General features: G+C 56.2%; 20 protein-coding genes. 7 read left to right on the top strand and 13 right to left on the bottom strand.

The features are described from left to right. Positions 1-173 precede the first annotated feature (173 nt). From PSR62_RS04440 to PSR62_RS04420, 5 genes are all read left to right on the top strand, one after another. The gene (locus PSR62_RS04440) at positions 174-1,871 is read left to right on the top strand and encodes a serine protease (RefSeq protein WP_274406610.1); all 1,698 of its coding nucleotides are present in this window, start codon (positions 174-176) and stop codon (positions 1,869-1,871) included. Next, positions 1,868-4,675 carry a c-type cytochrome domain-containing protein gene (locus PSR62_RS04435; protein WP_274406609.1) on the top strand — a complete coding sequence of 936 codons (2,808 nt, stop codon included), beginning with the start codon at positions 1,868-1,870 and terminating at the stop codon, positions 4,673-4,675. The genes PSR62_RS04440 and PSR62_RS04435 overlap by 4 nt, the downstream gene beginning before the upstream one ends. A 125-nt stretch (positions 4,676-4,800) precedes the next feature. After that, positions 4,801-5,091: an SHD1 domain-containing protein gene (locus PSR62_RS04430; protein WP_274406608.1), complete on the top strand. Its 291-nt coding sequence runs from the start codon at positions 4,801-4,803 to the stop codon at positions 5,089-5,091. Next, the gene (locus tag PSR62_RS04425; RefSeq protein WP_274406607.1) at positions 5,088-5,480 is read left to right on the top strand and encodes a hypothetical protein; all 393 of its coding nucleotides are present in this window, start codon (positions 5,088-5,090) and stop codon (positions 5,478-5,480) included. The genes PSR62_RS04430 and PSR62_RS04425 overlap by 4 nt, the downstream gene beginning before the upstream one ends. A gap of 177 nt (positions 5,481-5,657) precedes the next feature. Beyond that, complete coding sequence (locus PSR62_RS04420; protein WP_274406606.1) at positions 5,658-7,133, top strand: SDR family oxidoreductase; 1,476 nt, start codon at positions 5,658-5,660, stop codon at positions 7,131-7,133. Positions 7,134-7,157: 24 nt separating this feature from the next. Here the strand turns inward: PSR62_RS04420 and PSR62_RS04415 are convergent, their stop codons facing one another. The 9 genes from PSR62_RS04415 to PSR62_RS04375 all read right to left on the bottom strand — a co-directional run bounded on the left by PSR62_RS04415 (position 7,158) and on the right by PSR62_RS04375 (position 18,086). Beyond that, a complete protein-coding gene (locus PSR62_RS04415; protein WP_274406605.1) occupies positions 7,158-9,212 on the bottom strand; it encodes an ABC transporter permease in 2,055 nt (684 codons plus the stop codon). Beyond that, entirely contained in the window at positions 9,209-10,852 is a 1,644-nt protein-coding gene (locus PSR62_RS04410; protein WP_274406604.1) for a cyclic peptide export ABC transporter, read from the bottom strand. The genes PSR62_RS04415 and PSR62_RS04410 overlap by 4 nt, the downstream gene beginning before the upstream one ends. Positions 10,853-11,048: 196 nt before the next feature. Further along, a complete protein-coding gene (locus PSR62_RS04405) occupies positions 11,049-11,834 on the bottom strand; it encodes a glycosyltransferase family 32 protein (RefSeq protein WP_274406603.1) in 786 nt (261 codons plus the stop codon). A gap of 10 nt (positions 11,835-11,844) precedes the next feature. Continuing rightward, a complete protein-coding gene (locus tag PSR62_RS04400; protein WP_274406602.1) occupies positions 11,845-13,041 on the bottom strand; it encodes a glycosyltransferase family 4 protein in 1,197 nt (398 codons plus the stop codon). Positions 13,042-13,147: 106 nt separating this feature from the next. Further along, positions 13,148-14,227: a hypothetical protein gene (locus tag PSR62_RS04395; protein WP_274406601.1), complete on the bottom strand. Its 1,080-nt coding sequence runs from the start codon at positions 14,225-14,227 to the stop codon at positions 13,148-13,150. Positions 14,228-14,309: 82 nt separating this feature from the next. Then, on the bottom strand, positions 14,310-15,911 hold the full coding sequence (locus PSR62_RS04390; RefSeq protein ID WP_274406600.1) for a nucleotidyltransferase domain-containing protein: 1,602 nt from the start codon (positions 15,909-15,911) through the stop codon (positions 14,310-14,312). Beyond that, on the bottom strand, positions 15,908-16,573 hold the full coding sequence (locus PSR62_RS04385) for a glycosyltransferase family 2 protein (RefSeq protein ID WP_274406599.1): 666 nt from the start codon (positions 16,571-16,573) through the stop codon (positions 15,908-15,910). Before PSR62_RS04385 ends, PSR62_RS04390 begins: the two co-directional genes overlap by 4 nt. Next, a complete protein-coding gene (locus tag PSR62_RS04380) occupies positions 16,570-17,616 on the bottom strand; it encodes a serine kinase (protein WP_274406598.1) in 1,047 nt (348 codons plus the stop codon). Before PSR62_RS04380 ends, PSR62_RS04385 begins: the two co-directional genes overlap by 4 nt. 44 nt (positions 17,617-17,660) lie before the next feature. Further along, positions 17,661-18,086: a PqqD family protein gene (locus PSR62_RS04375; RefSeq protein WP_274406597.1), complete on the bottom strand. Its 426-nt coding sequence runs from the start codon at positions 18,084-18,086 to the stop codon at positions 17,661-17,663. 294 nt (positions 18,087-18,380) lie between these two features. Here PSR62_RS04375 and PSR62_RS04370 point away from each other — a divergent pair, with 294 nt between their 5' ends. Continuing rightward, positions 18,381-19,838, top strand: coding sequence for a glycosyltransferase family 4 protein (locus PSR62_RS04370; RefSeq protein ID WP_274406596.1), 1,458 nt, complete (start codon positions 18,381-18,383; stop codon positions 19,836-19,838). 15 nt (positions 19,839-19,853) lie between these two features. On the opposite strand, the gene PSR62_RS04365 is transcribed toward PSR62_RS04370, so the two are convergent. The 3 genes from PSR62_RS04365 to PSR62_RS04355 form a co-directional block, all read right to left on the bottom strand. Further along, on the bottom strand, positions 19,854-20,849 hold the full coding sequence (locus PSR62_RS04365) for an acyl-CoA desaturase (RefSeq protein ID WP_274406595.1): 996 nt from the start codon (positions 20,847-20,849) through the stop codon (positions 19,854-19,856). Positions 20,850-21,059: 210 nt separating this feature from the next. After that, a complete protein-coding gene (locus PSR62_RS04360) occupies positions 21,060-22,391 on the bottom strand; it encodes a chromosome condensation protein (RefSeq protein ID WP_274406594.1) in 1,332 nt (443 codons plus the stop codon). A gap of 46 nt (positions 22,392-22,437) precedes the next feature. Continuing rightward, positions 22,438-23,415, bottom strand: coding sequence for a hypothetical protein (locus PSR62_RS04355; protein WP_274406593.1), 978 nt, complete (start codon positions 23,413-23,415; stop codon positions 22,438-22,440). A gap of 245 nt (positions 23,416-23,660) precedes the next feature. On the opposite strand from PSR62_RS04355, the gene PSR62_RS04350 reads away from it, so the two are divergent. Then, positions 23,661-25,082 carry a glycosyltransferase family 2 protein gene (locus PSR62_RS04350; RefSeq protein WP_274406592.1) on the top strand — a complete coding sequence of 474 codons (1,422 nt, stop codon included), beginning with the start codon at positions 23,661-23,663 and terminating at the stop codon, positions 25,080-25,082. An 8-nt stretch (positions 25,083-25,090) separates the two neighbouring features. Here PSR62_RS04350 and PSR62_RS04345 read toward each other — a convergent pair whose 3' ends face one another. Then, a complete protein-coding gene (locus tag PSR62_RS04345) occupies positions 25,091-26,437 on the bottom strand; it encodes a glycosyltransferase family 2 protein (RefSeq protein ID WP_274406591.1) in 1,347 nt (448 codons plus the stop codon). Positions 26,438-26,771 lie beyond the last annotated feature (334 nt).

The raw sequence follows: 26,771 nt of genomic DNA, 5'->3' as shown, positions 1-26,771 counted from the left end.
ATCATTCCTGTCGACCTGCTTAGTGCGTCGGATCCATCGACGACTCCTCGACCCGGAAAGGGTCGCCGATCCAGCACCCCGGTGTTGGCCTCGGTTCCACCTTTCATCCGCGGCTGATGCCAAGCGACTGATACCACCAAACACTCCGCCATGTCTGCTTCATGAGAACCGTCTTGAATTCAATCAACCGCAAGCGCGGCGACGAAAGCATTCTTCGTTCACGCGATGCGTGTTGCTCCATGGTCTTTGCCGGACTCAGTCATCGACTGACCTGGATGCTGGTTCTGTGCTGCGTCACCTCGCCATCAGCTCAAGCACAAATCAAGCTGGATCGCGTGTTCCCGCCGGCGGTTGCCGTTGGTGCCGAGACAGCGATCACCGCAGAAGGCACCTTTCCAAATTGGCCGCCCAACATCGATTGCGATGTCGACCAGGTTTCCGTCTCGGCCGGCAAAGAGTCCGGAAAGCTAACGATCAAAGTTGCCGAAGATGCCTCGCCGGGAGTCGCTTGGATCCGATTCCACGACGACCAGTCTGCGACCGGGTTGGTCCCCTTGATTCTCTCCACCACCCGTGTGCTTCCCGAAACGGAGCCCAATGACAAACGTTCGCAGGCCAACCGAATCGAGCTTCCCACTGTGGTTACGGGACGCTTGTCCAAGAGCGGTGACAGCGATGCTTACCGCGTGTCACTGAAGACGGGCCAGACGTTGGTCGTGTCCGCGACCGCCAACCAAGTGTTGAAGTCACCCATGGATGCGGTGCTGCAATTGACCGATCTCCGCGGGAACGTGCTCTACCATTCCGACGATACACGTGGGCTGGACCCACAAATCGTCTACCCAACCGACTCGGATCAAGATCTGCTGATTCGAATTTTCGCGTTTCCCGAAACGCCCAACAGCACGATCGGCTACGCGGGATCCGCCTCGTTCCTTTACACGTTGGACGTGACCACGGGTCCCTTTGTGGATCATGTTGCTGCCAACGAAAAGAGAGCCATCGCGTTTGGCTACAACCTCGAAGATCAAACCGCGACTGTTTCAGACATCGCCGAAAACCTCTCGCCTCCCATCGCGACCGTCCCCGGTGCCTTGGGTTGGTCTTGGGTCCCGCCAGTTGATGAAGCGGTCCATCGAGTTTTGCCTGGGGACGAGTTCGAGGGGACACTGCCCGCTCTGCTGTTCGGCCATTTTACGGGGGCAGATGAAACGCATCACCACGCATTCACGGCCAGCAAAGGGACCAAGTACCGTGCCGAAGTTCGGTCCAAAGCCGACGGATTCTTGCTCGATTCCAAGCTCACAATCACAGATCCAAAGTCAGGCAAAACACTGGCCAGCAACGACGATGTTTCCTCCGGAGGCTATGACGCGGGAGTCGACATCACCGCGGCCGAGGACGGTCCCATCGACGTCGCGATCTCCGAAATGCTGGGGGAGTTTGGACCACGACACTTCTATCAATTGTCCATTCGCGAATCGAAACCCGAATGTCAGCTTTCGATTGCGGAAGATCACTTCGTGGTCACTCAGGCCAAACCGCTCGAACTCAGCGTGTCCGTCAATCGCAAGTCCGGTTTCCAATCCAAAATCCGAGTCACCGCAACCGATTTACCGGAAGGTATCCAGGCAGAACCCGTGGTTTCAGAACCTAAGGGCGACACCGCCAAAACAATCAAACTGAAAGTCACCGCGTCTGACAATGCGATCGGCCAGGGTCATTTTCGAATCGTCGGAACCATTTTGGACGCGGATGACCAACCATCGAAAGAGACCATCCAGGCCACCTACAACCTGCGACCGTCCGTTCCACTGACGGAGTTCTGGCTCACCGTTCCTCCTGTTCCCGCCAAAGAAGCATCGCCATGATCCGTCCAGCCACCAAGACGCTGCTCGTCGTGCTGGCCCTGAGTTTTGAGTGGAGCGTCGGCCTGGAGTCGGTCTTCAACACACCCACTCAAGCAACGGCAGACTCGCTCCCGATCGATGAATTGCCGGACGACCGCGAGGTCCTGTTCAGCCGTGATGTGGCACCCGTGCTGAAAAAGAACTGCGTTGCCTGCCACAACGCCAGCGACGACGAAGGCGGTGTGAACCTGGAATCCGGAGACCAAATCCGAACCTCCGAATTGGACGACCTTGTCGTTCCCGGCAAGCCCGAATCCAGCCGACTGTTTCTGCTCGCCTCCCACGCGGACGATCCTGTGATGCCCCCGGAGGACAATGATGTCTCGGCATCCATTTTGACTCCGATGGAATTGGCCCTGCTAAAACGTTGGATCCAATCCGGTGCCGCCGTCGACCAAGCCCCCAGTGCACCGATCAAGCGAGAGTGGCAACCGCTTCCATCGTCGCTGCAGACCGTCTACGGGTCGACCATGACCGACGATGGAAGATTGTCCGCGATCAGCTTTGGAAATGAGATTCGTCTGTTCGGTGCCAAGTCCGCTCAGCCCATCGAGACGCTTGCAATCGTCGAAGGCGAAGTCACCAAACCAGCTCATGATGACTTCGTCCAAGACCTGCACATCGATCCCACCGGTCGTCAAATCATCTCGGCAGGTTATCGCAACGTCAAACTTTGGGAGCTGTCGCCATTCGAATCAGCCACGATTCCCGCCATCAACCAGGACGACACCCTGGCAATCGCAATGAACGCCAGCGGCAGTCACTTCGCCGTGCTTTCCCGTCGCGGAGAATTGAGTGTGGCGGAAGTCGGCAAAGATCGCTGGCTGTGGATGAAAAGCTTTGACCTGCCCGATCATCTGAAAACCGAGGAACCGAAGACCAATGATCCGACCAAGGTTCGGATCACTTTGGACAACGCGGGTCAACAAGCCGCGATTCAGTGGGACAGTACGATTCGCATCGTTCGAATCGATCGCAAAGACGTCGAAACCCTCGATGCTGCCAACACGTTCACTTCGATGCAGTGGATCGAAGAGGATCAATTGGCGACCGCGACCGACAATGGACAAGTCTTGTTTTGGAAGCGAGCCGAAGAGGTTTGGACCAAGACAGAGCACAACGTTTTTGAACAAGCTGTCCTTGCGATTCACTCGGCGCCCGAGTCTCCGGGACAATTGATCGCGATGGATGCAGCAGGCAACCTTGCCAATTGGAATCCAACCGATCAAACGTTCGAAGCAACCGGCCAATTGCCCGCCCCCGCCGTGTCTGCATCGCTTTCGTCCAACGGTGCCACGCTGTGGATCAGCACCGAATCAGGAGCCTTGGGACGATACAACATCGCCGATCAAAGCTATCTCGAAATCGCGAAGAAGGATCCCGTCGCAGCAGCTCAATTAGCAAACGACAATTGGCAAACGTTGGTCACCGAGACACTGGTCGCGGCTGAAGAGAAGGACGCGAAACAAGCCGAAGACGACGTGACGGCCGAACAGAAAAGCTTGGATTCGATCGCCAAAGACATCGAAACCAAAACCAAACTGCGTGACGAGAAACAGGCCAGTGTTGAGGAAGCCAAGCAAGCCGCCGAGTCAGCAGCCAAGAAGCTTGCCGAAGCCGAACAAGCCCTCGCGACCAAAGAAAGCGAACTGGATGCTGCAGTGACAGCCCTCGGTCAAGCCGAAAAAATCAAGCTCCGTGGAGAGACGCGACTGAAGGAACTGGAGGCGGAGCGTGAGCGTCATCAGCAAATCCTCGCGAAACTCAAACAAGATCACGAATCCAGAAAGGCCACGGCCACCGCATCCCAATCACGCCACGATTCATCTCGTGCGACCGACGCCACATTCGCGGTCATGCTCTCAGGCTCTCGCATTCTCACCCATGCCGCCAACACGGACGACGCATCGGAAAACTCATGGAGTCTGTGGGCCGAATCCGGCGACTGGTTGGCCGAATTGCCCGAACTGCCGACCGACGGACAACTGATCGCGAGCGGAGATTGTTGCGTTCTGATGCAAGGGACCAACGGCCAGACGCAGGCGTTCGTCGCTCGGCCCCGTTTGTGGAGTCTTCGCCAAACCATCGGTGCGACAACCGGGCCGAGCCCTTTCGCGGATCGCGTGTTGAGCATCGACATTCATCCCTCCGGAAAATTGCTCGCCACCGGTGGCGGCGAGCCTTCTCGGACGGGTGAATGGATGCTTTGGAAAGTCTCCGACGGGTCCTTGATTCGAAAGATTCCCAACCCGCACGACGACACCGTGTTCTGCGTTCAGTTTTCACCGGATGGGCAAACGTTGGCCACCGGAGGCGCCGACCAGATGATCAAACTGTGGGACGTCGAATCCGGCAAGCTGATCAAAACACTCGAAGGCCACACGCACCATGTCACGTCGATTGCGTGGAACGTGAATCTTCGTGAGCTCGCGACGGGATCCGCTGACGCAACAGTCAAGATTTGGAACATTGAAACCGGGCAGGCCACACGCACGATCACCGGATTCAAAACCGAAGTGACGAAACTGGTCTTTGTCGGCCGCGAAAATCGACTCGGAGTGACGAGCGGAGACAGTGTTTTCCGGGTCTATCGCACCGACAACGGAGCGAGAGAAACCAATGCCAAGGTCGCCGGAGATTACCTGTACGCATTGGATTCCAATCGCGACGGCAGCCAGTTCATCGTGGGTGGTGCGAGCGGCACGGCCACGCTGATCGACAAATCAGGCAAACAAAGCATGGAGTATTCATCAGGCGAAGAATGAACATGCGGCAACCATAGTCGGGATGCGAACGACAACCATTTCAGCAACACTCGCTTTCAGCAAAGGTATAGCGGGCGCACCGCGTTCACAAAATCAAACCTTCATCGAACAGTTGGAAGCAACGTATGTTTCGCGTCGCAGGTGGAATCATTCCGTCGCTGTTATTCTGCCTCGTCTTTGCAACCGCGCAGGACAATCTTCCGAGCACAGCACGAGTTTGGAAAGATTCCACCGGCCGCTTTCAGGTCACAGCAAAATTGATCGAAAGGGTTGGCGAGAAGGTCGATCTGTTGGAAGGGAAGATCACCGGGTCGCAACCGCTGAGCGATCTCGGACGCATCTACTATCCCAAGCTCTCCTTCAATCCCAGCGAAGACAAACTCTATTTGTCATCCATTGGTCGCGTTTTGAAGTGAAGGAAGCCTACGCCAGCGGGAACACGGGAATCAATCGAAGCACCTATCGCTTCGACGCCGACGGCACGTACGAGACCTATTCCACGCTGACGATGTTGGCCGGAAACTCGAACGAACAACTGTACAGTGTGACCAGTCTCGAACAAGGAACCTGGACCCACAAAGCGAAGCAGTTGTGCATGACTGAAGACAAAAGCGAATTGGTCAAATTCGAAAGCTCCATCGCCACCGTCACTCGAGAAGCCTTCGAAACGGCGATTTCCGAGAAATCACCGCCTATCTGCGACACACTCGTTATCCAATCAGACGACTCGATCGAACTGCACGATTCGCAAGGTCGCGGTGCCATGCCGCTGCAGCAAATTTCAATGGAGATCAAAATTCGGTGATTCACCCGTTCGCGGAAGGTGCCTGTCCCACTCGCCGGACAGTGCCTTGCAGCTTGTTCATGACGACCACTACAATCACCCGCGACCATCCCCGCCCCCACTCATTTCATCCGTGGCCCTCTTGGCACCTCGTGTCGTCTGTTCTCTATGGTTATTGGCAACCATCAATACACCTTGATGACCAGCGCAACTGGTCTTGTCGGACAGTACCTGCTTCGCAACGCGATGATGAGCGGCAAACGCATCGCGGTGATCGCGAGAAGCACTAAGAAGAAAACCGCTCACGAACGAGTGGAAGCGATTCTGCAAAGGTTTGAAACCGAACTGGGCCGTGAATTGCCTCGCCCGGTTTGCTTGGAAGGCGACATCGTCCATCCAAATCTTGGTCTGAGCGCTGGTGCGACCGAATGGGTGCGGCAAAACTGCGACCGGATGATTCACGGGGCCGCGGTGCTGAAATTCCAAGGCTCCGACCGAACCGGCGACCCTTGGAAAACCAACCTGGGTGGCACCCAGAATGTATTGGCGTTCTGTCGCGACACTGACATCCGAGACTTCCATTATCTCTCCACCGCCTACGTTTGCGGCAACCGAACCGACTTGGTTCGCGAATCGGACTTGGATGCCGGACAGAAATTCCGGAACGACTACGAGCAAAGTAAGTTTGAAGCGGAACAAGCCGTTCGGGCAGCATCGTTCTTGGATCAGCTGACCGTCTACCGGCCTGCGGTGATCTCAGGCGATTCTCAGACCGGACACACAACAAGCTACCACGGGCTGCACACTTACCTGCGACTGATGGCATTGTTGGTGCCGATGGTGGAACCGGACCAAAACGGCGTCCGGCACACCCCCATTCGACTCCCGATGACCGGGGAAGAACGCCGCAACGTCGTGCCGATTGATTGGGTTGCCGACGTGGTGTCACGTCTCCTCGACACACCGGAAGCTCACGGGCAAACGTATCATTTGACTCCTCGGGTCCACCTGACACCGCGAAAGATCATTGATTGCTGCTGCTCCTACTTCAACTCCACCGGGGTCCAATACTGCGGTGACATTGACGTTCCAAGCAACGAACTGAATGGCTTTGAACAGAACTATTTCTCCGGCGTTTCCCTCTACGAGTCTTACAACTCCACCGATCCAGCGTTCGACAACTCCAACCTGCTGGCGTTCACCTCCGATCTTCCGTGCCCAGAGATCGACGAAACGGTGATCCATCGCTACCTCGCGTTTGGATTGGCAGATCGATGGGGCAAGCGTCGCAATCCCGGGGTCGAGTCAATCAACCACTTGGTCGATTACTTGCGGGACGCAACCGTTGAATCGATGCAACAGAAAGATCAGGAGCAGCCCGAACCGCAGCCTCGCGCACTGCTTGGACTGAACATCCTGGGCCCCGGTGGTGGGCAATGGCGCGTGGTCAGTCGCCAAGGGTCGGCAAGATTGGAAGTTGCCCATGGACTTCCCTGCCCCAAAACCCTGACCATTCGCGCTAGCTCGCGCATGCTATCGAAACTGATGACCAACCAAGATCTTTGTCCCACCGAATTGGGGCACTACCTCGATAGCAATTCGGCTGCTTTGACAATCCCTCGCGAAGCCATCGACACCTGTCGGCAACTGTTCTCGAAGGTCGCGTGTGCTTAGAGCACTTCTGCAAACGGCGCAGGATCACTCGTACCGCAACGCATCGATCGGATTCAACCGAGACGCCGTTCGGGCGGGGTAGTAACCGAAAACGATGCCCACGGTCGCGGCAACGGTCACGGCAACAATCGGTGCCCAGATCGACATTGCGGTCGGCCAACCGATCACTCGGCCAACCAGCACGGACCACATGTGGCCCGCGAAAATGCCGAGGAACCCGCCCACCACGCACAACACGGTCGCCTCAATCAGAAATTGACTAAGGATCGCACTGCGGTTGGCTCCGACCGCCATCCGCAAACCAATTTCACGCGTCCGCTCGGTGACCGAGACCAACATGATGTTCATGATTCCCACGCCACCCACCATCAGCGAAACGCCTGCAATCACCAACCCCAATGCTGAAACACCGCCCACGACTTGCCCGACAACTTTGGAGACTTCCGTGATGTCGTTGATGCGATAGGCACCAGCAGGCTCCACATTGTGACGGCGGGAAAGCACCTGAGTGATTTGTTGACGGGCCAGTTCCACATGCTCTGGAGACTCGGCCTCCACGTAGATCTGGTGAATCTCTTCTCGTTGCGTCGAGCGCCTGGTCGATGCCAATTGCATCGGTGGCATCTGATCCGCAAAGGTGCTGAACTGAGCCGTCACGCCTGTGCTGCTGTTCACGCGAAGCTTGAACGTCGTCCAAGGTCCGATGATGATGTCGTCCTGGTCATTTCCGATCACATCCCCACCCTTTTCGGTGAGGACGCCAACGACGCGCAGCGGAACCCCGTTGACGCGAATTTCTTCGCCGATCGGGTACTCCAAATCAAACAATTCGAGAGCGACGGTTTTGCCCAAAATGCAAACCTTGGCCGCATCGAGAACTTGTTCCTGCGTGAATGGCGTTCCCATTTCCAACTGATCCCAGTTCCGTGCCGCCAAGTATTGCGGCGTTGTACCAAGAGCGAGATTGGGACTCCAACGGCGATTCTGGCGAACCAATTGGACTTGAGAATACACAAGCGGAGCGGCAATCTTGACGGCCGAACATTGCTCGGAGACCGCCACCACATCGTCAGGAATGATCTGAATCGGACGCTGACGTCCACTGGTGCTGGACGCTTTGCCAGGGCTGATCGTCAGCATGCTGGCGCCCATGCTCGCGACCGTTTCTTCAATCGCAGTGGACGCACCGGCACTCAGTTCCATCGTCGAAATCACGGAGGCCACTCCGATGATCACCCCCAGCATCGTCAGCACGGTCCGCAACGCATTGCGACGGAGTGCCAAAACAGCCACAACCACCGCATTCCAAGTGGCAGCCAGTGGCCATGCAGATGCCGGCTCACGCAGGGGCCCTGATCTCGAATTCGCAAGCTTCGATCGATCGACAGTGGAAGCTCGTTGGCGAACATCCTCCGCAACCAATCCATCTTTCATGCGCACAACACGGTCCGCTTCATGAGCGACCTCCGCATCATGCGTGACCACCACCAACGTGATGCCATGCTCCTGATTGAGCTTCCGAAACAACGCCAGAATTTCTTGTTCCGTGACCGTGTCCAGGTTCCCAGTTGGCTCGTCGGCCAGCAACAGTTTGGGACGGTTCATCAACGCGCGAGCGATCGCGATTCGCTGTCGTTCACCACCCGACAATTGATTGGGCATGTGGTCCAGCCGACCTCCCAGACCGACGGACTCCAGCAACTTCGTCGCGTCTTCGATGCACTCCCGTCTCGACCTGCCGTCCGATGCATAGATCGTCGGCAGCATCACGTTGTCGAGTGCGGTCGCACGTGGAAGCAGGTTGAAGTTCTGAAACACAAACCCGATGTGCTGGCTTCGAAACGCGGCCAGTTCCAACGGTGTCAGACGCGAAACATCGATCCCGGCCAAACGATAGTCGCCATCAGTCGGATGATCCAAACTCCCCAGCAAGTTCATCAGGGTTGTCTTCCCAGACCCTGACGATCCCATCAACGCGACGTATTCCCCCGCTTCGATGTTCAGCGTGATGCCCTTGAGCACTGGCAGATCGTGATCGCCGACCCGGTAGTCTTTGCGAAGGCCATGCAGTTCAATCACGCTGCGTCCCGGTGGATGACGTGCAACGAATCAGCCGCTTTCTGCGTCGCATCAGTCAACCGACCATCCACGACCATCAGCACGCGCGTGGCAACGGAGAAGTAGCGGTCATCATGCGTGATCGCGACAACGGTTTTCCCAATCCGTCGAAGCTCTGGCAGGATCTGTTGGTAAAAGACATCCTTGAATCCCGGATCTTGTTCGGCGGCCCATTCGTCGAAAACAAAGATCGGACGATCGTCCAGCGCCGCAACCAACAATGCCAAACGTTTGTGCTGACCTCGAGAGAGTTCTTGCGTCAACAATCGACCGGTTTGCACGTCAACCTTTTCTTCCATTCCCAGCAGAGAGATCCAATGCTCCAACTTGCCGGACGTGACATCGATGCCCAATAGCCGATCGAAAAGGTGCCCTTCGACAAAGACAGTCGAGAAGAGCTGGCGGTAGTCAGCTCGGACCTTGTTGGTCACATCCCGACCGTTCCAGCACACCTGACCGGCGTCGGGAACGTAGAGTCCAGTCAACAATTTCGCGAGCGTTGTTTTTCCACTGCCGTTGCCACCTGCGATGAACAAAATCTCACCGGGCGAGAGCGTCAAATCGACGGGGCCCAGTGCAAAGCATTCTTCGCCGGTTGAATCGTATTGATAGGTCACGCTTCGCATCTCAAGCGACTCAAATTTGGTCGGTGCGACGTGCGAGGTCTGCTGCTCGGGCTGATCGATCATCAACCCCAACTTTTCAATCTTGGCCACCGCGATCGAGGCACCGTTCATCGCCGGCAACCAACCCAAAATTCCATCCAACGGATAAGTCAGATACAAAATGGTCAGCACGTATCCGGTCAACGTCGCCGTCGACACGGTGGCGATCTGCGGCCAAGCGAACAACAACAACCCGATGCCAATGAACAGGAACAATCGTCCCCAGCTGTGCGCAAATCCCTGTATGTTCGAACCGATGATCAGGCTGTGACGCATCTTTGTGTCGGCTGGCAACAACACGTCATAGACAAAGTCCAGACATCGCATGTTGTTGCCTTTCAGCTCTTTGATGCCATCAATCATGGCCCGCAATTGCTTGACCACCTCGTCTTGGTCTTCCCGAGCCTGTCGCAAATGCCGGTTGGCAAACCGCAGCCCTGTCATGAACGTGAACACGCCAATGCCGGCCATCACGATCGTCCCGCCCGCCAATGGAAGAGACAGGGTGGCCAAGTACACCAGCCCACAAACCAACACCATCGCGTTGGCGCATGCGGCCGGAAAAGCGGACAAGGCCGACGTGATCGCGTTGACATCATTGATCAAGGCGGCCAACAACCGATGCGACCCAACGGATTCCAATGTCGGCAAGGGAGCCGAAATGATTTTGGTGCACAGCTCATATCGCAATCGAGCCGCCGTTGCCTGCGACAGCTGAACGAGCAAGCACTTGGCCGTCACCTGTGTGATCAGCACCAATACACAGGCGCCCGCGAATAAGTACGGCAACGAACCGGCTTCGGACGGGTCCCCCGTCAAAGCATGGTGGATCAGCATGATCAAGCCGAGATTCGCGACACCGCTGAACGCTCCCAGAAGTCCGGAAATCAGGCCAGAAACCCAGGACGATCGAAGCAGGATCAGAAGCAGTTTCATCGACGTAGCATGTTGGGTAACTCAGGCTGGATGCGGGAAACACCAGTTTCCGGCCGCGTGGGTGGAGACGCTGCGGCTCGATATAGCAGGGAACCAACCTTGGTCGCAATTGAGATCCGATTGGCTGCCCCCCTGCAAAAGTCGACGAATCTCACTCCATCGAGCATCGTCTTTCGGCCCGATCGGTTCCCCAAGGTCACGAGCGTGGACTGCCCTGCGATGCCAAAATGCGATCCCAGAGCCCACTTCCGCGCCGCTGAATCCAAGACTTCAGCTTGTAGTAGCCTCGCCAATTCCGATCCCATCGATCAGTCTTCCACCAAGTGCCATAGAAAAGGTGGATGGCAAACGCGTCGGAAAGATCGACGCCCACATGCCCCGCAAGCCGGTACTGAGCCGCCTGGTGCATCGTCAACGGATACAAGAACCGAGAGGGAAGCACGGTGACGGAATCAGGTGCCGCGAAATCATCCCAGACACGCGACATCATGATCGGGCCCGTGCTGCTGAGAATTGGCTCGTTGTTTTCAACGTGACAAACGAATTCAGGCAATCGCCGGATCACACTCTCAAAGAAGGGATGCCCGGGTGCCGCTGCCATCAGTGCATTGCACAACAGATTGGGAATCCGATGGTGCCGACAATGCTGAGGAGGTTCCATCCCCACGACGCAGTCTCGCCCATCCAACAATGGATTGAGGGGCTTCAGACAAATGAAGTCGAGATCCGCGTACATGCCTCCAAACCGATGGAGAATGAAGTACCGAATTGCATCGGCGCGTTGAATGGCCGTCGGATAGCCGTCGTACGTCTCCAAGAACCAAGCGTACTCTTTCGCGATCAATTGCCGGTTGTCTTGATCAGTCCACAATCGAACCTGCCAATCCGGATGATGGGTCCTCCACGACTGGACACATTCAGAAAAGTCTTCGGGAACGTCTTCGTCTTTCCAGGTTTGATGCAGGATTTTCGGAATGCTCATCAGCTTGCGATCATGACTCGCATCCGCCTGCCAACCGAGAGGCAGAACTTTCCGCGACGAGCATGTATTGCTCCCACATCGCTTCGGCAACGCGTTGCCAATCGAACTGTTCCGACCGAGCAATCGCCTTTCGAGACCGTTCTTCGCGAAGATCAGGGCGAGTGACCAGTTCAACAAAACAACCGCCGATCTGTTCGATGTCGTTGGGATCGGCTGCCCAACCTGCGTCCGCAACCACCTCGGCCACCGCGGTCCCGGAACCATAAATCACGGGCACACCACAATTCATCGATTCCAGCGGTGGCAAGCCGAATCCTTCGTAGTGCGAGACATACGACAGGGCCTCCGCTTGAGAATAAATCAGTGGCAAATCCTCGTCCGGAACACTCCCGAGCCAGTGGATCCGATCGCAATCTTTCGCGGCCTCGAACACCTCACCGAGATCGCCCCAACCGTATTTCCCAACGATGACCAGCTCGATCGGCGTTTGCGGGTTCGTTTCCAATAATCGCCGGTAAGCTCGCACCGTCCCCAACAAATTTTTCCGCGGCTCCAAGGTCCCAACCGAAAGCAAAAACGGAGCGTCGGGCATCGCATACTTCCGCCTGACAGCGTCTTTCGCTTCTTGCGAATATTGCGAATGGAAAATGGATCGATCGCAACCGGCACCGGTGACAGCGATGTTCGACAGACCACAACGGGTGATCATTTCCTGGCGGATGAAATCCGTGTCCGTGCTGAACCAAGCGTTTCGCTCGGTGGCATCGAGCAGCCCGCGTTCCAAGCTTTCGCTGTTCACAGCGGCCTGCCACTGAGGGCATGCCAAATGGGAAAGATCATGAACCGTGACCAAGCGGCCGCCTCGAAAACGCCGAAACGTGTGAAAGGTATTCGGCATGGTTTGATGCACGACATCGTACCGCGACGTCCGCACATGATGCTGCAAACGAATCAGGTCCAACGTCCCTCGAAAAAACTGCCCTGCCCCAGTCGCTTGCGGTTCCGGCAGCGTCAGCCACGAGTCAATTTCAGCGAGCGGGATGATACGTGAACCGACATGGACATCCACGGCCCACTCAGGATGCGGATCCGCAACCGCTCTCATCGCACCAAGAAGCCCTGAAACGTACCGGCGGATCCCATCGGACACCGAATCGGCCAGCTTCGTTCCGTCGATCAAGAGACGTCGTTGGGTGCGTTCGTTCACGTGGTCAGTCAATTTGTGAATTGCCGGAAGGAGGCTGGGATCAGGTTAAAAACGGGACGAGAAGCTTGCTCGATCAGTCAGGCGATGAATCGCGAACGAAGACGGATCACATCTTCAAATTCTGGTAGACATCGCTGCTGCGAAAATCGTCCAGGAAAGTTGACGTTGAAAGCTTCTTCCGCATCGGACACTGCATCAGATACTCGTGAGTTGTCGCGACCAAGTTCAAATCTTGGGCCTTTCGAGCGGCCTCGTCCAAAGACTCAAAGTAAAACGGGTAGTCCACGCCCAAGTATTCTTCGACGGGCGCAATGCGATTGATCAGCAATGGGGTCGCACGCGCGATGCATTCGACCACGGCATTGTTAGCGGATGCATCGTAAAGATCGAGAAACACGATGCTCGTTGAAAGCAACTCGTCGTATTCAGCATTGCTATGCCGCGGCAATGCGAACGTGTTGTCACGATAGGCGGGCAACAGGGGTTGTCGAAGAGCCATCGACTGTCGCACAAACTCTTGTTTCAACAAACTTGCTTGTTCCATTTCCGTGCATGGGTTGCTGATCAGTCGATACTTTCGAAACCCGCTGGCGTGATCCAAGGGCAGAAAATAGATCGCCGCCAATTTTCGCAACCACCAACCGACCATCACAACCTTCTTTTCCGCTTCGTTTGCAAAGGCATCCATGCGAAACAGCCGATCAGGAATTTCCGTTGGATGTCTCAGCGTCGAGGTCAGCAGCCCGGTTTCTTCCGCAAGAAAATCGGACAAGTAATCCGACAGGGTGAAGAGTCCTCGGCATGCCGGCAGGCTGTCGCGAAACGCGGCGGAGGCAAGCAGACGTTGGGGAGCCCCGGATGAACTGTGCCAACCTTCCACACCTGGCGGGTTGTGAAAGACACCTGTCCAAGGCTGAGTCAGCGGCAACATCGGTCCCATCTCGTGCGGCCAATGAGGATCGAAAAGGCGATCTAAAAAGCCATCAAAGATCACGCCGTTCTCATTGTGCTCCGGAATCAAAGCATCCATCGCGCCGGTCCATCCGCTGCGATGCATCGAGAACGTTGTTTGCGGCGCCAGTCGAATTCGCCCCTCAGGATTGGATGGAATCTCGTAGCGGTCGGTCTGAATCCCCGTTGAATCGGTTGATCCCGGCACGACTCCAACGGAACGTAGGTTGGACATCAATTCTCTTTCACTGAAATTGTCGGTCGGATCCACCAAGTGGAGATGCGGCGGGTGGGGCGATGACACTGCTTTGGTTGACTCACGACTCAATGCCCGCGCATTTTCGTGGCCGAAAGCAAACCGCTTTCAACGGAAGCCCAAGATGCCGCTTTTCGTCTTCCGGTACATCTCGAAAGCTGCCACATCGAAATGTGAGACGCTGCTGCGACGCGGAGCCAAACATATCACGCTGAATTGAAAACCGCAAAACACGATTGCGATTCCCTAACGGACTGATCAAACAAACGTTTCGATTGAAATCGACTCGCAATTCCGAAGCCAAATCGGCCCCCCAATCACGCCACGGAAACACCTGAACATCAACGTCGTAGTCACCGCGTGGGAGCGTCACGACCAGCGTTGACTCACCACTGGTCCAGCGGAACGTTCGATGCCCCGATCGTTCGACTTCATGGCAACCGATGATTTCGTCATCCGCCAGAGTACTGACGACGAAGCGATGCACCTTTCGAACGGACGGAACCACCGCTTTCACCCGAGACGCGGTTTGCAGCACCCCAAGCTTGGTGAATTCCAACCATCGAGCCCCATGGTTCTGGCTGATGTTGTGTTGCAAGCAGTGGTATTTGACAAGCGAACCAAGGCGTCCTTGACGATGCCACGCGAAAACATGCTCCGGGAACGTCTGCCAAAAAGTATGCTGCCCCGCGATTCCCCGCTGCCCTGTCACCCGGTACTCCAAACGGTTGGCAAGCGACACCTTGCTCTCATCCAGGTTTGCCAAGGCCTCGTCTGGAATCGGCAGATCCAAGTGATCGTTCAGCCATTGCAGACTTCGACGAACCTGCAACACAGCATTCCATTCCCTCGCCTGCGCGGCGAGTCGCTGCCAATCCAAATCGGTTCCCGCCGCTCGAATGATTTGAAAGGAGTCCGCCAGCCAACGAAACGGCGGGGTTTCGTTGTATCGAACGCCATGCTCACAGGTGTGCAACAGTTGATCAGCGGGACACAACACACGACTGCTGGCGGGTCCAATTTTCACTGGCAAACTGGCATCCCACAACGATTGCTGCTGATCAGACGACAGCGAACGACTGTGGAAAAAGTCCCAGTGAAGATCAACCTCGGTGCCGTTGCCCAGACTGAAGTTGGTGCCATGCCCAACACGAAACGAATCATCCGACACGCTTGTCGGTGGTGCGGCCCCCGCTTCGTTCAAAAGCTGAACGGCCCGCGGAGCATCTTCGCGGCGGACCGCCACATCCAGGTCGTTCATAGCACGAAACCCAGTCCGGTACACCGTCGCGTTCAGTGCGGCTCCCTTGAGCAGCAACGTTGGAATCTGGGCGTTCTCGAAGAGCTGAAGAATCGCAATCGCTTGCCGCTGGCGCAATTCCGTCTGCACCCAATAGTAGCGAGCCACGCCAGCCAACCGGCCTTGATTCCGCGATGTCAGACCGAGGCGACGCAAACGATCATGCAGCAACAACAACAATCGATGCGAGCCGAAATCGATGAAGTCCCACGGGACCAACTCTTCCCATTTCTGCCAAGCACGTGTCGCGGCGGCATCGTCTTCGAGCAAACACGCTTGCAGCAACAACCGCTGTGCCTCGTTCGGCCAACAACCACGCGGCCAAGTTTGATCCCCATCCATCCAACGCGCCAAAAACGTCACTGGGCCCGTCTCCGGTCCAATACCGTTTTCAGCATATGAACGTATTTCAAGCGGTTCAGAGTGGACCAATTGCTGGCATGCTGCCGTCGATAAAGGACAATCTGCTCAACGCTGACGGAAAGAATCCCTTTGTCTTCCGCCCGAGCAAACCAATCGAGCACCTCGATCGTCTCAGGATCTTCCGAAAACGGACCGACATCATCGAAGACGCTCCGGCGGCACGTCACCGTCCCAGTCACGCATGGAGTCAGAACACGCCCCGTGCCCTGTTGATGTTGCTCCACCGGGTCTTCCCCATCTTGGAAAATCAGTTGATGACCATAAGCGATGTCAATCTCCGGACGGGCATCGAACAGATCGATTTGCAACTGAAGTCGATCCGGCGTCATCCGATCATCGGCATCCAGCATCGCGATGTAGTCACCTGTCGCAGCGGCAAGACCCGCGTTGCGAGCAACACCGGCGCCGCATCTTTCCAAACAAACCAGCGTGACGTCATCCGAGAACCCGCGTGCAACCTCTGCTGTGCGATCCGTTGACCCATCATCGATCACGATGATCTGATTGGGTTGCCGCGTTTGCGCAAGGCAACTCTCAATCGCCTCGGCCAGAAACGGCTCGGCGTTGTAGGCCGGGATCACAACACTGATGGTTTCCTTCACCGCGAGACTCCTTCTTCGAGCTCATGTCCGTCCAGCACCCGACGAATGACGGGAGCAATCCCGGTGCGATCCGAGCCCAGATTCAAGCGATAGACCGGAACACGTTTGATGATCTCCGCAATCGCCTGAATGTTCTCGGGCCGAGTGCCACCCAACAACGTCAGCGTGACGGGCACAATTGCGTGCCAGGCGTCGGCTTGGGAAGCCGGGACCAGACTGGTCTGAGTTTCGCCACTGACTCTCGGCAGCAGGATCGCTTTCAGGGGCCGCTGCATCGCCAACTTTTCCGCGAATTGCGGAAACAAAAAGTAAGTCTCTTTTTCTGGATTGCGTGGCAGGGTCGGATTGACCGACAGCGACAGATCACTGAAACGGCGAAGATTATCCGGCAGCAGTTTTGCAGAGTTGTACAGGCTGTTGACCAAGGGCTGCGGATCGTTGGTGAGCATGACGAGGTCATCGCCCAAATGACAAAGATCTGGCTCGGCAAGACAGGTCAGCGCGGTGCTGGATTTCCCCGACCCACCCACTCCCGCCAGTAGAACCGCCGCCTGATCGTTTCCCACCGCGGCACCATGAACCACGCTCCCGTGCGGTGCAGACCATGCGTTCAACAACGAGCGCATCGGAACCGCGGATTCCCAAACCGGCAGCTCATCGCCATTTCGACAGCAAACAAACGCATTCCCATCCTGCGTCAGCCGACTGAACAAACCAATCCCCGGTTCAATCAAAGTCCAGCACGAGTCGCTGGCCGGGCGAATGACGGATTGCAAACCGGTCCACTCCGCCAACGAGTGCTCCACCGGCGGCGTGGCGCTATCCCAAAAATGAATGGTCAGTTCGGTCGGACCACTGCCTTCAGGGTGGTGTTCCAAAGCCGGCATCAATCGACGCAGCAACGGCTGACCAGCGAACTTCAAACAAACCTGACGTCCACCAATCGACAATCGCCTTTCGACCAAGCCATCGCTTTCGGCGACACGGTCAAACTGCCGCTTCAAAGCAGCCTGAGAATCATCGCGGGTTGTGATCGTTGTCATGTCATCTCTCGCGATGATCGTGACCAATCACCACTGTCCTGAGGTTAGCGGGTGCCAGGAGCAGTCTGGTCGTCTTGGACCATCTGAGGCCAGCCAGCCTTGTCGGTGTCGTGGATGACGTCCCCGAGCAACATGTTTTTCATATCGTCGAAGACTTCCATGGTCGGCGTGCGCCAAGCTCCGAGGCTCTCGACCGATTCAGGGCTGGCATGATCCTGCAGTTCACAGACGAGATCATTCTGCAGCAGTTGCTTCAAAAAGCTCTCCACTTCGGCTGCCGCTTCCGGGGGTGCTCCCTCCGACGCGTCCACGATCGCAGAAACCGTCAAGGGCTGCTGTTCCAAGCGTTGCCAAATCGTTTCTGCCATCTCTCGCAAACTGAAGTAGTTCCCGGTCGCGAAATGGATGACGATTGTTTCATCGTCAAAAGCATTGTGCGAAAGCGCTGGCGAATTGATCGCGAAATACATGACTCCGTCCATTGTCAGTCAAAAAGGTTTGCGGGGTTTGGTCGTCGCCCAATGCGTTTGCCGAGTCTACCGGAGCAAGGTTTGTCTGAGAAGGATCTGAGTCAGTCCGGATCCGGATCGGGCTGATTCGGCGTGAATCCGGATTCACTCGGAGTGAGGAACACAGTTGATCACTCAGCCGTTGCTATTCGTGGCGAGTTTCAACCGTTAGAACGGATCCCAGAGCGGATTGGTGAGTTCGCACAGGTGGGCAGCGGGCCATGACTCGCTACGCAAGCAAGATTGGCAAGGCTGGTGTTCAAAAAGTTTTTCGAAAAGATCGGCACTTTGATCGGTCGAGATCCCAATGCACAGAATCGCTCATTCAGTCTGCAGGAGGTTCAGCGAATCCTTGATCAGCATCACGCTGCGTTGCTGGAGTTGTACGGCGTCCCGATCGAGGAACTCCGGGCTCGCCTGCTCCGGCATAGGATCCTCGACGACACATCCTCGGCGGGCAACTCGCTATCCAATTCACCTGCAAACGAGCGTGCATTCGGTGGTGACTGGGCGATCTTCACCCCGCTTCCACCAACGACCTCTGGCATCTCGGATTACGCCGCGGAACTGGCTCCGTCACTGGCTTCCCGACTGAACGCCACCTACATCATTGCCGACGATGCACCGGCGCCAGACCCAAACCTTTTTGGCTTCGCCGTCCAGCGACTCAGCGAATGGAAGTCCAATCAGGAACGGGACCGCGCGACTCCTCGGCTCTACCATCTCGGGAACAGCAGCATTCACGACTACATCCTTCAAGAGGCCATGCAGCAGCCCGGTGTCGTCGTGTTGCACGACAGGGTCCTGCACCATCTCTTCGAACAAACCACTCTTCGGCGAGGCGATTCTCACACGTTCAAAAAATTTGCCCTCGAACACCACGGCCCCTTGGGGGCGATGATCGCCGATCTAGCCGAGCGTGAATTGTCAGGCGATGCCTTTCGGTTCGGCTTGCCCTTGAGTGCCCCCGCCTTGCAGAACGCGACGGCTGTGATTGTGCATTCCTTTGAAGCGATGTACCAATTCCGAGACCTGCTGCCCGACATTCTCGTTCAAAGAATCCCACTGCAATATTCGCGGGCAACGCCGCTCACTGAAATGAACGCGAGCGAAGTTCGCAAGCGACTTGGAATGCACCCTGATCGACTGATCTTCGTGGCGTTGGGATTGGCAACCGTCCAGAAGCGATTGGACAGTCTCATCTCCGCACTCGGTGCCATCCAAGACCAAATCCCGCCGTTTGAATTGTGGGTGGTCGGCGAGTTGCCTGATTCACTCGGCCTGAGAGAGCTTGCCATTGAATCCGGATTGGCAAACCACATGCATGTGACCGGCCGAGTTGACATGGACACCTTCCAAGCGTTCATCGACCACAGTGACGTTGTTGTGAACCTGCGTTTCCCTTCCGCTGGCGAATCATCGGCAACGCTGATCAGAGCAATGGGAGCCGGCAAGCCCTGTGTCGTCTTCGACTATGGAACAGCCCTGGACTACCCCGATGGCACTCTGGTGAGGATCCCCTTGGAGGTTTCATCCCACACGGGGCTGGCGAACTCCCTTCGCGAGTTAGCCTGTGACGAAAATGCTCGGCGGCAAACAGGGGCGGCGGCAGCAGAGTACATCGCCCGATGGCACGAGGTGGATCAATGCGCGGACTCCTACGCGAAGGTCATGTTGGCGGCCGCAAACGAACGCGATGAACCATCTCGTTGAACAACAACGGCGAATTCACGAACCCGCCTGCTTGTTCAGACCGCTTGGATCGTCCAGTCCAACGACACTCTTGCGGACTTGCCGAGGCTGGATCACATGCGTTGCCAATCCGAGTCGTTTGAGAACTCGGATCTGAAGGTAGGTGGGGTCAAACTCCCACCATTTGTGCTGCACCGATGCACTCGCGGGATCATGGTGATGGTTGTTGTGCCAGCCTTCGCCGTTGCTCACGATGGCAACCAACCAATTGTTTCGACTTTGGTCCGATGTCTTGTAGTTTTGATAGCCGAAGCAATGGGTCAGCGAATTGACCGACCACGAGAAGTGCCAAATCATGACCGTTCGCAACACGACACACCAAAGCACGAGGCCCGCACCTTGCCAAACCGCTGATCCGAAACTGTTTTCGAGCATGAAAAGTGCTGACGCGATCAACCAAATCACACCTGCGTGAAGGATGTAGATTCCCGCCGGCAGATCGGGGTACTTTTCCATGAGGGCGTAAAATGGATCGGCGATGATATCGGCACAGTAGCGATCATCCGTGCGAAACTCGTGCTGCCCTTTTCGCTTCCAAAGCAACCAACCGACGTGCGACCACCAAAAGCTAGCCGTCGGAGAATGGGGGTCGTCTGGCTCGTCCGAATGACTGTGGTGGCGTCGATGCGTTGAAACCCACTTGGCCGGCGACTCTTGCAGACAACACAACGCGAGCCCGACGTAGCCGTATTCCAACCACTTAGGAACTCGCAGGCTTTTGTGCGTCAGCAAGCGATGGTAGCCAAGCGTGATTCCATTGCTGAAGACGACCAAGCTGATCATCAGCAACAACACATTCGTCCCGGTGATGAATTCAGGTACGAATGCAAACAAAGCCAAAACATGCATGGCAATGATCGGTATCGCGATTTCCGTGAACTCATAGGGCTCCACCTCGCTGACAGCGTCCCCCGCCAGCGACTCGGCTTCCTGCGATGCCGCAGGTGCGACCGATTGATCGGCGTGGGTCATCCGACAAGTCCAATGGGGAGGTGCTTCAAGACGTTCGCTTCCGCATGAACGAATTGACCAGCGGCAAAGAGGCCCCAACGTGAATCCATTCAACAGAAAGCGGATTGTAGGGCGATCCGACAAGACAAGACAGAGCGATGGAATCACAAAACGACGTTCTGCATCGCATGCAGAACGCGAATCGATTTAGGAACGGTCGGGAAATGAGTGTCACTTCGCCTTCGCGGACTCCCGCATCCGTCGAACCAACCCACCTAGCAACTCGCCGGCGGCTTCGTGGGAAACCGCTCGCGGATCATGGTGCAGCGTGATCGTCATTTGGTTTGCATACCAACTGACGCCCAGAGCCGCATTCAAGTGTCTCGCGATCGGCGGGATCGCCTCAACATGCATCAGCACCACGTCCCCGCATTGCAGCCGACCGTCCTGGCGCGGCAAAGGTGACCTCGCGAAAACGCGACTGAGGTTGGTGAAGACCACCGTCGTTTGGCAGCGTTTCGGTCTCGCAGTCCGCTCCAATCCACGCGGCAAGATCCTCTGTCCCCACAACGAATACAGGAACAAATAGTTCAAGTGGCGACGTTTGATCAGCCCCATTTCCTCGCTGAGGTCTTGCAGCAGGTGCTCCGGTTCCTCCATGTCGATCGCTCGTCGGTCCAAGAACACGGAGCTGACAATGTTGGCAGCGGGTGCCTGGTACTGGTGCTTTTGTCGCAAGCTGACCGGAATCATCAATCGCAACCAGCTTGTTGGTTCATCAACGCCCTGCGCTCGACGAAACTCCTCCAACGCCAGAAACAGGTCCCGGATCAACAGGTCGTTCTGGGTCACTTTGGCTCGTTTCGCGGCTCGTCGCAGGCCAGTCGAAACCTCCGGTTCAAAGTGATGGGCCATCACCGACGGAAAACTCAGCGGAGCGGGTTCAGCGCGTTGGGGCACACGATGCGGCAGCAGATGCGATGGCTTTCTCGTCAAAAACTGCCAGACCCCGCGAAGGCCAACGGCTTGGCGAGAGACAAGTCGAAGAAACCTCCCCGCGGTCAATCCAAGCGAACCGCGGTTCTGAAGCAAACTGAGGTCGATCTCCGGAAGCGAAACGTCTGCGTTCCCATCGATCTCCATGGCATAGGCCAACAGCAATTCATGAACCACCTGAAAGATCGCGAGTCCATCACAACAGGCATGATGAAATTGGACCATCAACTCGGATTCATGCTCCTGCAAACAAACCGCCAGTTTCAATCCGTGTTCCGACTCGAGGTTCAATCGGTGAAATGTCGGCTGCTGGTTAACGGTCCCATCGCACCAAGAGATCTCAGGTGCGGGCTCGTCAACCTGCCAGCGATATCGCCCACGATGTCGCTGCACCCGGGCATGTAACAATGGGTGCCGCGCCACCGCAACGAGTGCCGCCGCACGGAAACCACGTTCATCCAGGCGCCCGCGGAACCGCATGCGAACAAAGCAGTTCGTCGGAAAAGCGTTGCTGTCTTGATGCAGCATCAGCTCTTCGAAATGGGTCAGCGGATAGGTGAGCGGCATCGGCGAAGCGTCAGTGAATGAAAAAGAGGTTGGACCGTCTCAGGTTTCAGATTTCTCGTTTGTCCTTGGAACAACACGAGGGAATCCAGCCAACGATTCGTTTTGAGAGTTTTTCCCGCAGCGATGGTTCCTGACGGAGAAACCTTGTCATCTTGGGTTGCCCTGGCACGCCCCAATACGGGGTGATGTTGAGATCAATGATGTAGAAATTCCCTTCGTTGTCCTCGACCACATCGAGCGCACCAAAGTCGAGCGGAATCCCGATCAGGAACGAAGCCACGACGGATTTCAAACGAGCCGGCAGGGCATCGTCCGATTCCGAGGCACCGACAAAGGAGGTGTAATCCTCGTACAAGAAATTGCGTCTTGCTTTCGCACCTTCAATTCGCTGAATGGGATGCTCGGGATTCGGTGGCACAAAACGAGAAATCACCAATCGGCCCTCAATCGCGTAGGCTCGATAGTAGACGCCTTGGGAGTTTTCGATCAACCGTTCCGCAACCAGCCCCGGATCATCCCATTGGTCGGTCAATTCAGAACGCTTCATGACTGGGTAATCCAAACTGCCGTCGATCACCGCTGATTCGGGAGGCAATCCCAAACGACGACGAGTTTCCAAATCGAGCCGGCGTTCATTCCGGCCGCCGTGGTTGCAATCGGACTTCAAAATCAACTTCTCCTCAGGGTCCCCGTCCCGAGTCGCCGCGGTGGTCGGGAGCCCAAGCCGCTGACACTCACTTTGGACAAACCGTTTGGTCATGTCGTTGACGTTGGCATTCCATGTGCGAATCCCTTTCTTCTCAAGAGCCTCGAAAAGTTCGCTGCGTTGCCTTGGAAACAACGCTTGCCGACTGAGGTTGAGATGCACCAAGAAATCGGAAGTGTCAGGTCGCAGACGAGCGAGCACGTCCTGCACTTCGTCATCCGGATGGGCCTTGATTCGATACGCATCGAGACGCCATTCGCAAATCGCAAACAGCTCCCACGCATTCCATTCGTAAACCGCGAGGCGGCCTTTGTTCATCTCGGTACTTTCAAAAACCGGTCGCTGGTGATTGCGTTCGCAGTCAATGTATCGGCAAAGGTGACCACTGCCGACGGCAGGGCATTGCAATCGGTGCGTCTGCGAACGCCTTCATCAGTCATATCCAGGGTTGATTCCCCGATCCATCCACAACTGTGCCTTCCCATTTGGAACTGGTATCGTGAACCGTCCGCAGCCTCCCCTTTCACGCCAATTTTGACAACCACTTCGCGGCCTCCTGCAACATGGCGAACGAAAGCGAAGGCGGTTCGGAATCACCCCGCACATCACGACCTCGCATCAGTGTTGTGATTCCGGTCTTCAACAACGCGGCCTACATCGAGCAGGCTTTGCAAAGCGTGTTCGACCAGAACGTCGGCAACACTGAGATCATCGTGGTCGATGATGGGTCGACCGATGAAACCGCCGAAGTGCTCGCGAAATTCTCGGATCGCATTGGAATCATCCGGCAATCCAATTCGGGATCGGCTGTCGCTCGAAATGTCGGTTTGCGTGAAACCACAGGAGACTACGTGGCCTTCTTGGATGCCGACGATTGGTTTCTGCCCGGAAAGTTTGCCCACCAAACGGAGATCCTCGACGCGAATCCCGACTTGGGCGCCGTGCACAGTGGATGGAAAATCACGGACAAAAATGGCGTGGTGACCAAGGTGATTGAGCCTTGGATCGATGCTCCCGAACTCGACCTGAATACATGGCTGGTGTTCAAACCTGCCAAGCTCGGTGCGATGCTGTTTCGCCGCGATTGGCTCCAAAAAGTGGGCGGGTTTGATCCCGAGTTGCTGCAGTCTCAAGATGTCGATTTGCTGCTTCGACTGTCTCTGGCCGGCTGCACCTTTCAGTGGCAAAAATCCCCCACCCTGTGTTACCGACGCCACCGTTTCAGCATCATTCGCCGCAACGGTTTGGGCCAGGTCAAATATGCCACGATGGTGCTGGACAAGTTCTATTCAAATCCGTTGGTCCCTTCAGAGATCAAACGCCATGAACGGTCGGTGCGATACTACTCCAGCATGTGGCTGGCCTGGCACCTCTTCCACATTGAAAACGTGACGGCTGCCACGAATCAACTTCAACAAACACGCTCGCATTCGAAAGGCGATCTTCGACGCACCGCTCACGACTGTTTGTATCACTTCACAAGTTGGACGCAGTCAGCCGGTTCAGATCCGGAAGACGTCCGATCGATGATCGATCCCTTGGGAACCCTTGGCGATGAGAATTCATCGGATCCCGCGGAACTGACCACTTCACTGCATTGGTGGCTTTCAGTCTGGTGGCACTACCTTTCGGAAAACAGTCCGAACGCAGCGTCGCAACTCCAACACGCTCCGCCCCTTGATCCGGATCAGCTGCTGAAACAAGTCGGCTTTTATCTGCGAACCGGTACAGTGCCCGCGCCAGTCCAAACGATTGATCGATTTTGGAACGACGCGATGGCGACAGGATGCTTCAAGTCGACCGAACAACATCGGGTGACAGAACTTTACGTGACACTGTGTGGTCGTGCGTTGTATTCCGGCGACTTGAGAATTGCTTGGCGGGCGTTGTTGCGAACCATCCGATTCGGTTGGCATCCCAAAGCGTGGCCGGGCATCGTTCGTACGATCAAGTCGCTTCTGGTTGAGCTTCAAAACTCAAAGTGACACGTTGTTCAAAGTGACACGTTGGCTGGCTCAAGCGACGTCTTCATCACCCCATCGCTCAGCAACTGAACTTCGCTGGGCCCGTGCACTTCGTAGGTGACGCCCCGCCAAATCACTCGTTTGAGAAACGTGGCACAAATCATCGCAGAGACATGCACGAGAACGGCCAACAGCATTGCAGCGGGAATTTTCAACAACTGAACCCCAAGGATTCTGGGGGCCGGTTCGCCCTGTGCCCGAATGATTCGGCGGGCAGCCAAATCCAACAGAAACCAGAGCGTCATGACCGTCCCGCTGTAAACGGCTGCGCCCGCCGCAAACCAAGAGGCTTCCACATGCAATCCCAGCAGCAAGCAAACCACGGCCAACACCAACGCGGCCATGTAGGTGCCCAGCACTCCCAACGTGTAAACCAACATGACCGGCCATTGGCTGCTCATGTAGGTCTGCGTCCACTTCAGTTGCCGAGTGAGAAAGCTGTGGGCGAATCGCAAATCACAGTCTTCTCGATTGGCCATCAACAACGATGGAACAAACCGAAGCTTCAACCCCTGTTCCTTGAGCGCCACCCGGACAGGGCCATCGTCGACGATCGACCGGGTCAGTGTCTGACGCAATCCGCTCTGTTTCAACACCGATGCGCGGATCGCCAATGAACCTCCCCAGGGGATTTGCCCCAGATGCATGGTGACGACGCCGATCGCATTGCAAACCTGACGCACGAGTGACCCCATCCAGCCACGGGCCGGAAGAAACCATCGATTTCCGAAGGCAGCCCCCACGCGCGGGTCGGCCAGCGGAGCCACCAATTCACGCAGCCAAGTGGGGTGGCTTTCGAGATCAGAATCGGCAAGCACAACCACCTGGAACGAATCATCGATCTGATCCAAAAGCTGCACCAGCGAACTGCACTTCAAACTGCAGGTCTCCAGTCGTTGGCGAAGCGAGGACACGTGGACCTGAGACAGGGTGGACGTGGGGCCCGCTTCGCCCTGCCTCGAATCGGCGGTCGTTGGTTCCGATTCAGAAACAGACCTGGATGAGTCGCGTCGCTGTGCATCGTCAATGGTCTGTTTCACGATTCCCCAAGCGGGATCCGTCTCAGAATCGATGACGATGAAGACTTCGTAGTTGGGATACTGCTGTTTCATCAACCTCCGCAGCCCACCCGCCAGATTAGGATCGGCCCCTCGCAAACACAGCAGCACAGCGACCCGAGGTAAATCCGCGTCATCGGAGGTCTCAGAGCGATGCCGGAACAATGCCACCAGCGTGAACGTGGTGCACAGGGCGTTGACTGCCGCGAATCCGGTGAGCGCCCAAAACGCAAATGTCGCCAGGTGAAGAAGAATCATGCGAACATTGGGAAGCTGGGCCGCGGGTGGCGCGTCATTGGGGAAGGACGGGCAGCAAACTACGCAAACACCGTCGCGAGGTCAACTTTGGCAACAATCGGGCCGGCAACTCAACGTCCATGTTGACTGGTCAAATCGTTCAGATTCTTCATTGCACCCACCTCCAAGTCCCCGAATGCTATTGGTTCGCTGGTCCGGCTTTGCTAAACGGAAGCATGCTGATGGAGTGCGTCCATACCAAGGCGAGCGATCGGCGATCGCCTGGGCTCGATCATTGGGCTGTCAAATATAAAACAAACTTCTTTGCCGCCGACCATGCGGTAAGAATCGTTGA

Source organism: Rhodopirellula sp. P2, from assembly GCF_028768465.1.
In the GTDB taxonomy this organism is placed as follows: Bacteria; Planctomycetota; Planctomycetia; order Pirellulales; family Pirellulaceae; genus Rhodopirellula.
Note: the sequence above shows the minus strand (reverse complement) of the source record. Positions and strands in the feature narration are given on the sequence as shown.